Annotated in this window: 15 protein-coding genes; all 15 read left to right on the top strand. The window is 48.0% G+C overall.

What is annotated here, in order from left to right:
- The first annotated feature begins 4 nt into the window (after window positions 1-4).
- On the top strand, window positions 5-715 hold the full coding sequence (locus ASD24_RS27100) for an amino acid ABC transporter permease (RefSeq protein ID WP_056702628.1): 711 nt from the start codon (window positions 5-7) through the stop codon (window positions 713-715).
- The gene (locus tag ASD24_RS27105) at window positions 712-1,464 is read left to right on the top strand and encodes an amino acid ABC transporter ATP-binding protein (protein WP_056702631.1); all 753 of its coding nucleotides are present in this window, start codon (window positions 712-714) and stop codon (window positions 1,462-1,464) included. Before ASD24_RS27100 ends, ASD24_RS27105 begins: the two co-directional genes overlap by 4 nt.
- A gap of 122 nt (window positions 1,465-1,586) precedes the next feature.
- The gene (locus ASD24_RS27110; protein ID WP_056702634.1) at window positions 1,587-1,874 is read left to right on the top strand and encodes a hypothetical protein; all 288 of its coding nucleotides are present in this window, start codon (window positions 1,587-1,589) and stop codon (window positions 1,872-1,874) included.
- Between the two features lie 23 nt (window positions 1,875-1,897).
- Window positions 1,898-2,239: a hypothetical protein gene (locus tag ASD24_RS27115; RefSeq protein ID WP_056702637.1), complete on the top strand. Its 342-nt coding sequence runs from the start codon at window positions 1,898-1,900 to the stop codon at window positions 2,237-2,239.
- A complete protein-coding gene (locus ASD24_RS27120; RefSeq protein ID WP_056702643.1) occupies window positions 2,236-2,535 on the top strand; it encodes a hypothetical protein in 300 nt (99 codons plus the stop codon). The genes ASD24_RS27115 and ASD24_RS27120 overlap by 4 nt, the downstream gene beginning before the upstream one ends.
- Before the next feature lies 1 nt (window position 2,536).
- A complete protein-coding gene (locus ASD24_RS31225; protein ID WP_235540899.1) occupies window positions 2,537-2,881 on the top strand; it encodes a hypothetical protein in 345 nt (114 codons plus the stop codon).
- 224 nt (window positions 2,882-3,105) lie between these two features.
- Window positions 3,106-4,200 (top strand): CgeB family protein, encoded by a 1,095-nt coding sequence (locus ASD24_RS27130; RefSeq protein WP_056702646.1) that lies wholly within the window; start codon window positions 3,106-3,108, stop codon window positions 4,198-4,200.
- A gap of 108 nt (window positions 4,201-4,308) precedes the next feature.
- Window positions 4,309-5,448 carry a CgeB family protein gene (locus tag ASD24_RS27135; protein WP_235540901.1) on the top strand — a complete coding sequence of 380 codons (1,140 nt, stop codon included), beginning with the start codon at window positions 4,309-4,311 and terminating at the stop codon, window positions 5,446-5,448.
- A gap of 63 nt (window positions 5,449-5,511) precedes the next feature.
- Entirely contained in the window at window positions 5,512-7,143 is a 1,632-nt protein-coding gene (locus tag ASD24_RS27140) for a glycosyltransferase (RefSeq protein ID WP_082560589.1), read from the top strand.
- A 14-nt stretch (window positions 7,144-7,157) separates the two neighbouring features.
- On the top strand, window positions 7,158-8,249 hold the full coding sequence (gene wecB, locus ASD24_RS27145) for a non-hydrolyzing UDP-N-acetylglucosamine 2-epimerase (protein WP_056702904.1): 1,092 nt from the start codon (window positions 7,158-7,160) through the stop codon (window positions 8,247-8,249).
- A complete protein-coding gene (locus tag ASD24_RS27150; RefSeq protein WP_056702652.1) occupies window positions 8,242-9,228 on the top strand; it encodes a polysaccharide biosynthesis protein in 987 nt (328 codons plus the stop codon). Before wecB ends, ASD24_RS27150 begins: the two co-directional genes overlap by 8 nt.
- Window positions 9,225-10,052 (top strand): dTDP-4-dehydrorhamnose reductase family protein, encoded by an 828-nt coding sequence (locus ASD24_RS27155; RefSeq protein WP_056702654.1) that lies wholly within the window; start codon window positions 9,225-9,227, stop codon window positions 10,050-10,052. The genes ASD24_RS27150 and ASD24_RS27155 overlap by 4 nt, the downstream gene beginning before the upstream one ends.
- Window positions 10,034-10,975 carry an NAD-dependent epimerase/dehydratase family protein gene (locus tag ASD24_RS27160; protein ID WP_056702657.1) on the top strand — a complete coding sequence of 314 codons (942 nt, stop codon included), beginning with the start codon at window positions 10,034-10,036 and terminating at the stop codon, window positions 10,973-10,975. Before ASD24_RS27155 ends, ASD24_RS27160 begins: the two co-directional genes overlap by 19 nt.
- Entirely contained in the window at window positions 10,972-11,688 is a 717-nt protein-coding gene (locus ASD24_RS27165; protein ID WP_056702669.1) for a glycosyltransferase family 2 protein, read from the top strand. The genes ASD24_RS27160 and ASD24_RS27165 overlap by 4 nt, the downstream gene beginning before the upstream one ends.
- A 469-nt stretch (window positions 11,689-12,157) precedes the next feature.
- On the top strand, window positions 12,158-14,266 hold the full coding sequence (locus ASD24_RS27170) for an RICIN domain-containing protein (RefSeq protein WP_056702671.1): 2,109 nt from the start codon (window positions 12,158-12,160) through the stop codon (window positions 14,264-14,266).
- Window positions 14,267-14,281 lie beyond the last annotated feature (15 nt).

Below are 14,281 nucleotides of genomic sequence, written 5' to 3' on the forward strand. Positions count from 1 at the left end.
GCATATGTCTATTGATCTTCAGTTTATTTACACGTCCTTTTTCCAAATTCTAAAGGCATTGCCACTTACGCTTGTCATTACGATCGTTCCGTTGATTGCAGGCTTCGGGATTGGTCTGGCAACGGCCCTGATTCGCATATATCGGGTACCTTGGATTCATCGCATTGCTGCTTTTTACGTCTCATTCTTGCGTGGAACGCCAATGTTGATGCACTTGTTCCTTATCTATTATGGAATTCCGATGATCATCGATAAATTGGCTGAACGTTATCAATGGGCTTTTCAATCGTCATCTATTCCGATTCTTGTATTTGTACTGATTGCTTTCTCTCTTACGGCTGGGGCATACATGTCTGAAATTATTCGTTCTGGAATTTTGGCTGTAGACCCAGGACAGATGGAAGCTGCCCATGCCGTAGGTATGAATACCTTCCAGGCGCTGAGACGCATCATTATCCCTCAAGCGATTGGAGCAGTGTTGCCAAATCTATGTAGCATGTTTGTTGGGTTCCTACATGGTTCTACACTTGCATTTACCGTCTCTCAGATGGATATTCTCGGCAAAGCGGACGTTGTGGCATCAGTCAGCTTGAAATTTCTGGAGGCCTTCATTGCCGCAGCATTGATCTATTGGGGACTGACCATCATTGCTGAGCGAATCACTGCTCTACTTGAACGTCGGGTTGCCGTGTACAGCAAAGGAGGCGTATCATGATTTCACTAACGAACATACACAAGACATTTGGTAAGCAGGAAGTATTAAAAGGCATTGATCTGACCGTGGAGCAGGGGGACGTTGTAGCGATTCTTGGCCCTAGTGGATCAGGCAAAACGACACTGCTGCGCTGCGTCAATTTTCTTGAGCGAGCGGATGAAGGCAAGGTTCAGATCAGTGGATTGACCGTCGATTGTGAGCATGCACGCAAACATGATATTGTGCAGCTTCGGCGCAAGACGGCAATGGTTTTCCAGCATTATAATTTGTTCAAACACAAAACAGTGCTCGATAATGTGACGGAAGGGCTGATTGTGGCTCAAAAAGTTCCTAAAGCTGATGCCAAGGCACGTGCGCTGCGTGTATTAGAACAAGTTGGACTTGCTGCTAAGGTGAATGAATATCCGAGCATGCTGTCCGGTGGACAGCAGCAACGTGTTGGCATCGCTCGTGCACTGGCATTGAATCCAGAGGTCATTCTATTTGATGAACCGACCTCGGCACTTGATCCTGAATTGGTGGGTGAGGTGCTAGCTGTTATACGTTCCATTGCCCAACAGGGGATTACGATGGTCGTCGTCACCCATGAGATGGGGTTTGCTCGCGAAGTTGCAAATCGTGTCATCTTCATGGATGGAGGTGTAATTGTCGAAGAAGGAACGCCAGAGGATATTTTTGTACGACCTAAGCAAGAACGAACGAGACAATTCCTCAGCCGATATTCCTCCGATTGGAGTTACGTCATTTGATGATATAGGCGCAAGCTGGAGTAACTGACACTCCCGGCCCGGCATATGCTGTAGCAGGCAAATGCTGATAGGCCGGATTTTTGTATGGGTTGAAGCAGGCCGTGACGGCAAGGAGGAGGAGCATGCAGAGCAAAGTCGATGAAATACTCACACATATTGCACATTCTCATCAGCAGCTTGCGCGCGTATTAGATGCTAAACGTCAGGTTGCTGTACGCATGTCTGAAATTATTAATCATTTGCCGGATATGGAACCAGAGCTTGATGGTGTCGAAGGCATGCTGGACAGTTCAGGACAGATCAACAAAAGCATTATCTCTTACCTGGGAGGTCTTGCAGATCTAGAGGAAGCTGTAGCGGAAACGCTAAGTCAGGTCATGCGGGAGATCGCAGGCCAAGAAGAAGAATAAGCCCGGAAGGCGGGTGAACGAACTTGAGTAGAGAGCAAAGCCTTATTCTTATGCTGGATGCTGCAGCCAAAATGCAATGGAACATTGCGTTGATTTTGGAAGCGAAGGCGATTGAAGCAGAGAAAGTGCGAAATTGGACACTCAATCATCTGAACGGGGATACCTTTGTGACCCATGGCGATCAAGTCGCAGAGCCACTGAAGATGCATGAGCAACTGGTTGAGATGTTGGAAGGGCTAACTCGGATGGAAACGGGACTCTGTAACAACTTAAAAGCTGTCATGATACAGGATGAGGGTGGAGACAGCGGCGGTATGGATGGTGGCATGTTTGGCGGTATGGATCTGGGGGATCTCGGAAAATGAGTCTGTTGCGACGTGAGCAGGAGGCGAAACTGGCCCTTATTGAATCTATTGCACATAGTCAGCAGGCGCTGGCTCGTATTCTGGACAGCGTCGCCAGCGTATCTGCTCATTCAGAGGTATCTGCCCGAAATCTTGCCGAGAACATCCGCCTACTAAGTCGCTACCAAGAAGAAATGTCTCGTATGGCGACGGGAATTCGATTAGCTCGTATTCGGTATGGCGAGCCGGGACTGCCCTGGCTCAAACACCCAGACTATGCAATCCGCATCGTTCGGGATTTACAGGAGGAATGCTGATATGTTAAAGAAGAAAAAAGCACGATTAAGAACGAAACGTGCCCTCTTGGCTCGTGGAGCTCGTCTGCGCAGAATTCGTAAGCTTCGCGCCCTCAAAGGGAAACGAATAGTACACAAACGCACCCTCAAAGGACGTAGTGCGTGGCTCAAAAAAAAGAAACGTGTGGTACGCCGGCACCGGAGTGTAAAACAAGCAGCACAACCATTCGTCCCGGCTACCCCTACCGATCCAAACCCGGACAACGCGTACAGCCAAGGATACACCGAGGCGTACAACGAGGGATTCAACGCGGGTTTCGCCAAGGGATTCGAGGACGGACATCAGTTAGCTTACAAGGCACAATAACCGAGTAACTATAAAAGACATTAGCCCGGGAGGAACGTTCTTCCCGGGCTATTTGCTTGGCCGCATAAGCGGACATGCCCGTACAGGCGGATGTGGAGGGCAAGCGCCAATTTTGCGCCTTACAGGACACCCGTCCATGATGCATCTGACCCCGGGGCATATCCTTTAGAGGGAACACCAATCTCGGGGAGAAGCTGAAGAGGCATCTCCTGAAGGAAGACAGGGTGAAGAATGTGGCGAAGAAACGACACCGCGCGCTCAGCGAAGCGGAGGTAGCATACCGCGGCGGATATGCAGAAGGCCGCCGATTCGGCGGTTGTCAGGCCATGTTGGAGCGCGTTCAACCGGTTGAGCCAGCGAAGCGTGATATGAAGGTGCTTTATATCCCACAGGGATTCGATGCCATTGATGGAGGCATCATCGAAGCACTGCAGCAGTCTGTTCGGGAGTGTGTTGTCGGAACATCGACAACGATGCTGCAGGAAGCGAGCGAGCATCGACCTGATGTTGTGTTGGTCATGAACGGATTGCATGTATTTCCGGCAGATCACCTGGAGCAAGTGGATGGCATACGTGCACTCGGCATTCGAACAGCCATCTGGTTCGTGGATGACCCGTACTTTACCGAAGATACGGTTCACATCTGCCAACGTTATGATGTTGTGTTTACCCATGAGGAAGCTGCGATTCCCTTTTATCAAGCTCATGGAGCACAGAGTGTCATCTATTTACCACTTGCAGTGAATCCGGGCCTGTTCCAGCCACGACGTACCGAACCACAGCATCAATATGACATTTGTTTTATCGGTACAGGGTTCTGGAATCGAATTGCCTTGTTCGATGAACTCGCTCCATTTCTGGCTGACAAGAAGGTGTTTATTGCAGGTAGTCAATGGAATCGGCTGACTCGTTTGGATATTCTGGGTCGTTTCATCCGTGAAGGATGGCTTGATCCCGGAGCAACAGTGGACTATTACAACGGGGCTAAAATTGTTATCAATGTCCATCGAACGTGCCAGAACGGCGAGGATAATCGAAATACGCATCATCTAGAAGGTCGGTCGATCAATCCGCGCACTTACGAGATCAATGCATGTGGCACGATGCAGATTACGGATGCGCGCAATGACCTTTCACGGTATTACCGACCAGGTTATGACATCGAAACCTTCACTACAGCAGCCGAGCTTCAGCACAAAATTAGTTATTACCTCCAGCACCACAAGGAACGGGAAGCGATCGCCTGGCGTGGGCTGCTTACAACGTTAAACCAGCATACTTTTACACACCGTATGGCACAATTGCTGGGACATTTGTAGATGTATTCTCTGTAAGCGACTGTTCCACAAGCTTGCTTGTCGACGTTTGGAGCGCATACGAGGAGAACGATTACGGTGAAGTAATTTTATATGAGAAGGAGTGGCGGTATGTCTATCAAACACAGAAAGAACAAGCAATTTCATGCGCCTGTGCTTAGTCTGGCAGATCAGGCTCGCAAGAATGGACAGCATGCCGGATACGATGCGGGGAAGGAAGAGGGATACCTGCGTGGTCGTGCCAACTATATCGTTAATTGCGCACAGGAGCCACTGCCGTTTCGCCCCATCCACGTCCTGTACGTATCTTCAGGCAAAGGTTTCCCATATTCACCTCTTGATGAAGCCATCATGGCTACACTCCAGAGCATGGTGTCTCAAGTCACATTAACCGATCCGCGTCAGCCTGTGTCCGAGATTGCCCTGCAATCGCGCCCTGACCTGGTACTTGTGCTGGATGGCATGGATATTCCAATGGAGCATATTGATGCCATTCGCCAAGCCGGAATACCGACAGCGATCTGGCTTACTGATGATCCTTACTACACGGATATGACGCTTGAGACTGTAAAACATTTTGACCATATCTTCACACTGGAACTCAATTGCGTTGACCTCTATCGACAAAGCGGCTGTGCTTCTGTGCATTATCTGCCCTTTGCTGCGTTCACGAATCATTACTTCCCGATTACAACACCTTCTCCACTACATCGCGAAGTTAGCTTTATCGGTTCGGCATACTGGAACAGGGTCTACTTCTTCAATCCAATCATGGCACAGCTGATGACACACCAAACCGTATTTAACGGGATTTGGTGGGATCGTCTGCCTGACTATACGTCCTATGGCGAGAAAATCGAACTTGGCCGCTGGATGACTCCGCAGGAAACCAATGATGTATACAACGGCACCAAAATCGTAATTAACCTGCACCGTTCCCACGAGGATGATTCAGTGAACAATAACCATCTCAAAATTCCACCTGCTTCTCCGAATCCAAGAACATTCGAAATTTCGGCATCGGCAACCCTACAACTTACGGATGCACGTGACGATCTTGCCCGCTTCTACAAACCAGGTGTAGAGATCGAGACGTATTCTTCTCCTCAGGAGTTGCTCGAAAAAGTTGAATATTATCTCGCCCATGAGAAAGAGCGGCGTGAAATTGCTCTTCGAGGCTTGGAACGTACACTCAAGGATCACACCTACGGCAAAAGAATCAATGAAATGCTGACCATTATCTTTCCTTAACTTTATAGCCGGAAGGAGGTGTGCACAGAACCCGTATGCTCGCATACGGCGCTCCGTGCGGCTATGGCAACTAAACCTAAACTAATGTTGTTTTCCCATGTGTGTAATACCCGCAGTATTACTGGGGCGGAGAAGCTGTTACTGCATTTTATAAGGGAAATGGGTGCGATCTTCGACTGTGTGCTGGTCGTTCCTCAGGAAGGGAAGCTTGCAGGGCTTGCACGGAGATTCGATATACCGGTCAAGGTTTGTTTTCTTCCAATGCTGCATGGTGTTTATACCCCTTATCATGGCATCGCAAACGATACAGAGCAGCTTCGTCAAAGCCCAGCTTATCAGGAGGCGCTCTCCCTATTAAGGGAGTCGGCGCCTGACCTGGTGCTGACCAATACGTGTGTGAATGTCATGCCTGCGGTCGCTGCTAAATCACTGCAAATTCCGGTCATCTGGAAAATCACCGAAATCATACAGTTCACTGAACACATCAACGAGGCTGTGCAGATGATTGGTCGGTATTCGGACTGGATCATTGGTATATCTGAAACAGCAGGAGCTCCGTTTAAACAAGCGGGAATGGGCGACAAGCTGACCATCTTACCACCAACATGGGATCCGGGTTTACCTGATCCTGATCGCTGGCTGCATTTGCGAGAGCGAAAGCGGAAGGAACTTGGGATAAAGCCTTTCCAGAGCTGCATGGGTTACATTTCTTCTTTTATCTATGATGCCAAGGGACTAAAACCTTTTGTAGAAATGGCGTTGCAATTGTGTGAAACCCATTCTCGTGCCCGATTTTGGATCATCGGTACCCCATCAGACAAAAAGTACTATGACGAATGCGTGACCCAGGTCAAAAAGTCAGGCTATTATCGAAGATTCACCTTTACCACATTTGAGGAAAATGTATCGCTGGCCTATACAGCTATGGATATCGTAGTCATTCCGAGCATGGTCAAAGAGGGCTTTGGCATGACTGCCCTAGAGGGGATGTATTTTGCCAAACCAGTTATCGCATTTGCCCAAGGTGGTTTAGCCGAATTACTGGAGACGGTAGGAAGTGGAGAGTTTCTGGCTCCACCTGGAGACAGCAAAGCACTTACCGTCATGGCAACGAAACTGCTGAATGATTCAGAGCTTGCTTCCGATGTGGCTTGGCGCAACCGGACAGAAGCGGAACGATTGTATGGCATCGCAACCTATAGGACTGAGATGCATACGATGGTGACACAGTGGCTTAAACGTTTTCCTGCATGGTTCCCCTACATTCAGCCTCCGAACGGGCCGGTATACGCATGGGGAGAAGGAGAGTTGCGCACTGTGCTGATGATGAGACCGGATGCGGTTCGAGCATGTTTATTTCCACTCTCTGTGATCCATACCTTGCCGCTCTCGTCACTGCCTCCACTGACAGTTGGATCTCATGAACCTATACAGAGAACTGCAGAGCATGAAGTTCTACGAACGAGAAAAAGAAAAACAACCCGGCATCGAACAGGCCGCAGTCTACGACAGACTCTAGAGCATTCTAGGGTGCGGGATGCCTCCAAACGCAGCAAAGGATCGGGCAAACGCAAAACCAAGCTGGGTCAGAAGAAGAAGCATAGCTCGCACAAAAAATCATCGGCTGTTCGCAAACGTGGGCTTACCAAGGCAAGGGGGAGCCGGGTTCGCCGTAGCATGTCGAATACACGATGAAGGCAGGGATTACGATGAAGATCATGACTGTGCTGGGCACGAGACCTGAGATTATTCGGCTCAGCCTAATCATCTCTAAGCTGGATCAGTACGCATCGAAGCACATTCTAGTGCACACAGGACAGAACTTTACAGAAAGTCTGAGTGGTCTCTTTTTCAAAGAGATGGGTCTGCGTGCTCCAGACTATGTGCTTCAGGATGAGGCGGCCTCCCTAGGTCGCCAGTTATCCTCCATGTTTACTCAGATGGAAGATTTATTACTGCAAGAAAAGCCAGATAAAGTGCTGCTGCTTGGTGACACCAATAGTGCGCTCTGTGCTGTATTAGCAGAACGTATGGGGATTCCCGTCATTCATATGGAGGCCGGCAACCGCTGCTTCGATCTGGATGTACCAGAGGAGAAAAATCGCCGCGTCATTGATGCGATATCCACAATAAATATGCCTTATACCGAACAGAGCAAAAAACATCTGGTCAGTGAAGGCGTGCCCAGTCGGCGAATCGTGCTGACAGGCAATCCGATCTATGAAGTGATGCAACATTATAAAGCACAGGTAGATGCCAGTAAAATTTTGCGAAAATTAAAGCTGAAGTCTGGACAATATTTTCTTGTTACAGCACACCGAGCTGAGAATGTAGATCATCCACCGCACTTATTGGAAATTATGAAGGGCTTGAATCATGTTGCTGAAGCACATGGCCTCCGGGTGATCTGTAGTATCCATCCACGAACTGCCATTCGGATTGCAGAGCATCTGCAGTTGGAGATGAATTCATTAGTGGAATTTCATGAGCCGTTCGGATTCTTCGACTTCGTGATGTTGGAACGTCATGCCCGACTCGCACTTACGGATAGCGGTACTGTGCAAGAGGAGTGCTGCATTATGGGGGTTCCCACAGTAACGATGCGACGGACGACAGAACGTCCAGAGACGGTGGACTGTGGTAGCAATGTGGTGTCTGGGCTAGATGCTGCTCGCATTGCAGACTGTGTGAAGGTGATGACGGAACTATCCAATGATTGGGAGTGCCCGCAAGGTTACAAGGCTACGGATGTATCCAGTAAAGTGGTCAAATTTCTGCTTGGAGGGAAAATGCATGTTTGAAAATAAGCGTATACTCGTGACTGGCGGCACTGGATCATGGGGTTATGAACTTGTGGCTCAACTGCTGCCTCAGCAACCCAAAGAAATTATCGTGTACTCACGTAATGAATCAAGCCAAGTGGCGATGAGCCGTGATTTTGAAGATTCTCGTCTGCATTTCCGCATCGGTGATATTCGGGACAAAGAAGCACTAACTGCGGCATGCCAGCAGGTGGACTATGTATTTCACTTAGCTGCACTCAAGCATGTTCCAGTATGTGAGGATCAGCCGTATGAAGCGCTGAAAACCAATGTGATCGGCACCCAAAATGTAATTGAAGCGGCCATTGAGAATAAGGTGGAAAAAGTCATATATATTTCAACCGACAAGGCAGCCAATCCGTCGAACTTCTATGGAATGACGAAGGCGATCGGTGAGAAGTTAATCGTATACGCTAATCTGTTGCACAGCAATACACGTTTTGTCACAGTACGGGGAGGCAACGTGCTTGGCACCAATGGGAGCGTTGTTCATCTGTTCAAGAACCAGATCCGTCAAAAGGGTCAAGTATCGATTACCGATATGAACATGACACGTTTCTTCCTGACCCTGAAGGATGCGATCACGTTATTGTTCAAGGCTTCGGTGGAAAGCGTTGGTGGCGAAATATTTGTCATGACGATGCCAACCTGCAAAATTGTGGATCTCGCTGAAGTGCTGATTGAAGATTCAGGTGTTGAGAATGTTGGCATTGTAGAGCGTGGCACCCGCCCAGGTGAGAAAATTCATGAAATTCTGATGAGTGAGTTCGAAAGTATGACTACGGTTGTCTACGACGAGCAGTATTTGGTTATTTTACCTACGCTCGGTATTCCAGGACTCAAAGAGCATTACACGAACTGCCCGCCAGTCTCCTTCAGTAGTTTTAGTTCCGAACATCAATTGATGACAAAAGAGGAGATTCGTGAAATCCTCAAGCGCGGAGGATTCTTGTCATGAAGTTGCTGATACTTGGGGGGAACGGAATGGCCGGCCATGTAATGGTCGACTATTTCCGCCGTCAAGGTGTGCACAGCGTGTTTTACACAACCCGGGATGCTTCTGATCCGAATGGACTGTTACTGGATGTGAACGATAGTTTCATGGTGGATCGTTTGGTGGAAGCTGTGCACCCTGATGTGATTGTGAACGCTGTGGGTGTATTGAATAGTTTCGCGGATGTAGACAAAATCAATGCTTATCATATCAATGGTTTTCTTCCACATCGTCTGCGCCGGGTCGCAGATACCATCGGAGCACGGCTCATCCATATCAGCACAGACTGTGTGTTCAGTGGAGACCGTGGAGGTTATACCGAGTCGGATGTTACGGATGGCACCTCTGCTTATGCAGTCACGAAGGCATTGGGTGAAATTCAAGACCCGGGACACCTGACCATCCGTACGTCCATTATTGGTCCCGAAATCCGGAAGGGCGGCATTGGATTAATGAACTGGTTCATGTCCAGCGCAGGGGAGGTTGGTGGATATACCCGTGTGTTATGGAACGGGGTCACTACTCTTGAGCTGGCCAAATGGGTGGATCATTATCTAGCCTCTCCTGTCAGTGGATTGATCCATCTTGCCCATCCGCATCCACTAAGCAAGCATGATCTGCTCGTGTTATTTCAGCAGATATGGAACAAACAGGATGTCGTCATTGTCCCTGATGATCGCATGGTGCAGGATCGGACACTTGTATCAACACGCGTGGATGTGAAGACAGACCTTCCGGATTATTCTACGATGCTGAAGGAGCTGGCATTATGGATGGAGCAGAGCTAACAGGCAAGAAGGTGCTCATTACAGGTGCCTCAGGTTTTACAGGGCGACATGCCGTTGAATTTTTTCAGTCAGCTGGTGCAGTGGTCGTTGCCGTGGTCAGGCGTGAGTATGTTTATGCATTTCCTGAGGGCACACATGTCCATGTCTGCGACCTGAATGACAAAACGCAAGTGCGTCAATTAATCGACGAGGTGCGGCCTGACTATGTGCTGCATCTCGCAGGTAAAAATTCCGTACCGGATTCATGGTCTGATCCGTTGCTTGTGCTGGAGACCAATGTGATGGCTGTGCTGTATCTGCTGGATGCACTGCGCAGCTGTCCTGCTGCCAGAACGGTCATTGTTGGTTCGCGGCTAAAGTACACCCCAGAACCCGGCAAAATCCCGCAGCCGCCACACCCATACAGTCTTAGCAAAGCTCTGGAGGAGATGGTGACCCTGTCGTGGATGTCTCTATTTGGTCAGCAGATCATGGTGGCTGAACCGGGCAACCTGATTGGTGCTGGCCCCTCCACAGGAATCTGCTCGTTGCTTGCGCGTCATATTGTCGCCTGTGAGCAGAAGGGTAAGACAGAGGCCTTCCGTCTCTCAGGTCGGGAGAATACCCGTGATTTTCTGGATGTACGTGATGCGGTGCGAGCCTATGCTACATTGTTAGTCCACGGAACGACGGGTACAGTCTACCCTGTTGTCTCTGGTACGGAGCGCAGCTTGGGTGAGATCGCGGATACATTGTTGTCGATGACGAGTGCAAATGTACCTGTGCGCTGGGATGGAGCAACCTCAGGCCCAGACGGAGCTGGGGAAGAAGAACAATTGTCGTTGCTGCGCAAACTGGGCTGGCAGCCGCTCATTCCGTTTGCACAATCCCTTCAGGATATTCTAAATGATGTTCGTATCCAGCAAGGGAGGGGAACGGATTGAACCCGAAGGTATCTATTGTTATTCCGTTCTACAATTGTCCTTATGTGCCTCAGGCGATTCAAAGTGCCTTGAATCAGACATACGCTGAGACCGAGATCATTGTTGTCGACGATGGTTCGACGCAGTACTCCCATCTACTACATCCTTATCTTCCTTATATTAATGTGCTTGGCAAAAGTAATGGAGGAACAGCGTCTGCACTGAATCACGGTATACGCCATGCATCCGGGGAGTATGTTGCTTGGCTCAGTTCAGATGATCTGTTTTATCCAGACAAAATCCGGCAACAGGTTCAGTTTATGCTAGAGCAGCAAGCGTTGGTTTCTCATACTAATTTTCACTATATTAATGAGCATGCTGCTGTGACCAAATTGAATGGCGGAGCAGAGCCGATGGCTCCTGTGGATTGGTTGCGTAGGTTCGTGAACGGTAATCCGGTAAATGGCTGTACAGTAATGATTCGTAAAGATCTGTTCGGAGCCGTTGGTCTCTTCGATGAATATTTGCCGTACACTCACGATCTGGATCTCTGGTTGCGGATTCTGCTGAACGGACATCACTTCCCGTATTTGAACGAGCCGCATACCGCCTATCGCTGGCATGAGGGTATGGGATCCATGAGACACGCTACAGTTATTGGGCAAGAAGCCTCTATGGTATGGTTGCGATATCGTGATCCGCTGTTGCAGCGAATCGCGAGCATGGGGAGATAGGGATAGCTGAGGAGTAACTTACGGAAGATATGAGATGGTATATCAGCCAGATGTTAGCTCTAAGTCTGTGTTTCTGTTTAAAAAAGAAATTGTCTTGCTGGCTCTAATACTCAGACAAACGATGATTCCTGTGCTCTATAATTGGACGGGAGTCATCGTTTTATTTTGGAAACCGACATGAAATCCCTTACTTCGACCAAGACATCCGTATATTATGATTACAGTCATAATGGATTTTATTTCCAGATGCTGTGCGACTTATTATATTATCTCAAAGGGGGAATGTAGACATCTCTATATGTATAAGTTGTATTTTTTTCGTGAAAGCATGGTCAGTAGAACAGAAATGAAGATAATTTAAATCTATAAAATGAAAGCGCTTAATTATTTCTAACTCTTCTCTACCAACGCAAAGTTGAAAGATGATGATATCATAACACTCAAATATTGAAGGGAGATTCATTCTATCATGCCATATGTGGACAAGCTATGGAACAAGATGGGGGTCATGATGCTAGTTATGATGCTGGTAATCATCGGTGTGGGAAGTGGAAGTGCTCTGGGGGCAGCAAGTTCATCAACAACTTCCAATACAACTCGTGTGTCCGTACATGACCCATCGATTTACTACGATTCTACAACAAATAGATATTATATTTATGGTTCACATCTGGCACAGGCAAGCAGTACGGATCTCAGAAACTGGTCTTATGAAGGAACACAAGGTTATACGAATAGCACCTTGTACGCACCTTCTACCTTTGAAGGCTACTATTATCTGAAAAATAAAAACAGCGGTTTATATCTTGACGTAGCCAATGGATCAGCCGCGGATGGAACGAGTATTCGACAGTGGACTTATAATGGGTCTGATGCGCAAAAATTCAGAATTATGAATAACGGTAACGGTGATTATTACCTGCTTACCGGTAACTCTGCCTATAGTAGTGCAATTGGCGTCAATGGTGGGTCAGGGACGGACGGTGCTCTGATTAGTCAGTCCGGGTATGTGGGTGGGAATCCACAACTATTCCGGCTTCAACAAAATGCAGACGGTTCTGTTGCCCTACTGACGAAGGCATCTGGCTATACTGGTGCATTGGATGTGGCAAATGGCAGCACAACGGCAGGTACGGATGTCCAGCAATGGAACTATTGGGGGGGAGATATGCAAAAGTGGGAGTTGATCAAAGCAGGTGGAACCGGGAACTCATCCCGAAGCTCGGGCAATAATCTCACTTCCGCTCTGGCTGTATCCTACGCTTGGGCGGGGTATAACGATCAGGACAGCTCCGGTGGTCATGCAGTATGGGCACCAGCATCACCGATCTATAATGCTTCGTATACATGGGCGGACGGTTCCAAAGGTGCTTATATGTTGTACTACTCCACTTCTTCTACGTATATTCGTTCGGCCATTGGTTTTGGTGTATCTAAGTCTGTAAAAGGGCCTTATGAGTACATCGATACCATCATCTATTCTGGTTTCACCAACCAAAGCAATCCAATCACAACAACATCATCTCTTGGCACGAAAACTATTAATACATGGTATCAAAATACGAATATTCCTGAGTTAATCGACCAAGGGAGGTTTACTGGTACCAGAAGTAATTGGTTCTCTGGCAATGGTGGGTATAATAACACCTTGTTCCCTAATGCAATTGATCCTACCTTAACTTATGATAGTTCAGGAAAACTGTGGATGAGTTACGGATCTTGGTCTGGTGGAATATTCATTCTTCAGATTAATCCAGAGACGGGACAGCCGATCTATCCAGGATCGGACAGTGGCGATACGGATCGTTACTTTGGCAAGCGCATTGCAGGAGGTTATGGGAAAACAGGAGAGGCTCCGTTCATTGAGTACGATAAGGAAGCCGGTTACTACTACCTATATGTAACGTATGGTGGTCTAGCGAGTGAGGGCGGTTATCACATCCGATTGTATCGTTCTACCACAATTAATGGAACATACACGGATGCTGCTGGCAATCAAGCCGTATATTTATCAGCATCGGTTAATCAATCCACTCGTGGCGTGAAGTTGTTCGGTAACTATACCCTGGCTGGCATCCCTCTTGGTTACAAATCGGGCGGACATAACTCAGCACTTATTGATACGGATGGCGCGAGGTACCTAATCTATCATACCCGGTTTAATAACGGAACCGAATATCATGAGGTGCGTGCGCACCAGCAATTTTTGAATGCAGACAAGTGGCCTGTTACAGCAGTGTATGAATTTTTGGGAAGTAGCATCTCATCCACAGGATATAGTACAAGTGATATGGCGGGAACGTATCAATTTGTTAACATGGGGCTGGATGCTTCTATTAATGGTGTCGGTATGCTTCCAACCCAAAGCGTGACGCTGAATACCAATGGAACAATATCTGGTGCAGTTACAGGCACATGGTCGAACACAGCGGGTACGTATTACTGTACGATGATCATTAATGGGGTGACCTATAAAGGTGTATTCTTCAAACAGAAAAATGAGTTGTCGAGCCATAACGAAGTCATGACCTTCTCTTTGATCGGCTCCAACAACCAATCGATTTGGGGCTCCAAATAGATATCCTCACATGCG

The sequence above is a fragment of the Paenibacillus sp. Root52 genome (genome assembly GCF_001426865.1).
GTDB lineage: Bacteria > Bacillota > Bacilli > Paenibacillales > Paenibacillaceae > Paenibacillus.

Excerpts from the sequence above, each read along its gene's own strand:
- ASD24_RS27100 (WP_056702628.1), top strand. The coding sequence starts at position 5 with ATGTCTATTGATCTTCAGTTTATTTACACGTCCTTTTTCCAAATTCTA.
- ASD24_RS27105 (WP_056702631.1), top strand. The coding sequence starts at position 712 with ATGATTTCACTAACGAACATACACAAGACATTTGGTAAGCAGGAAGTA.
- ASD24_RS27110 (WP_056702634.1), top strand. The coding sequence starts at position 1,587 with ATGCAGAGCAAAGTCGATGAAATACTCACACATATTGCACATTCTCAT.
- ASD24_RS27120 (WP_056702643.1), top strand. The coding sequence starts at position 2,236 with ATGAGTCTGTTGCGACGTGAGCAGGAGGCGAAACTGGCCCTTATTGAA.
- ASD24_RS31225 (WP_235540899.1), top strand. The coding sequence starts at position 2,537 with ATGTTAAAGAAGAAAAAAGCACGATTAAGAACGAAACGTGCCCTCTTG.
- ASD24_RS27135 (WP_235540901.1), top strand. The coding sequence starts at position 4,309 with ATGTCTATCAAACACAGAAAGAACAAGCAATTTCATGCGCCTGTGCTT.
- ASD24_RS27140 (WP_082560589.1), top strand. The coding sequence starts at position 5,512 with ATGGCAACTAAACCTAAACTAATGTTGTTTTCCCATGTGTGTAATACC.
- wecB (WP_056702904.1), top strand. The coding sequence starts at position 7,158 with ATGAAGATCATGACTGTGCTGGGCACGAGACCTGAGATTATTCGGCTC.
- ASD24_RS27150 (WP_056702652.1), top strand. The coding sequence starts at position 8,242 with ATGTTTGAAAATAAGCGTATACTCGTGACTGGCGGCACTGGATCATGG.
- ASD24_RS27155 (WP_056702654.1), top strand. The coding sequence starts at position 9,225 with ATGAAGTTGCTGATACTTGGGGGGAACGGAATGGCCGGCCATGTAATG.
- ASD24_RS27160 (WP_056702657.1), top strand. The coding sequence starts at position 10,034 with ATGGATGGAGCAGAGCTAACAGGCAAGAAGGTGCTCATTACAGGTGCC.
- ASD24_RS27170 (WP_056702671.1), top strand. The coding sequence starts at position 12,158 with ATGCCATATGTGGACAAGCTATGGAACAAGATGGGGGTCATGATGCTA.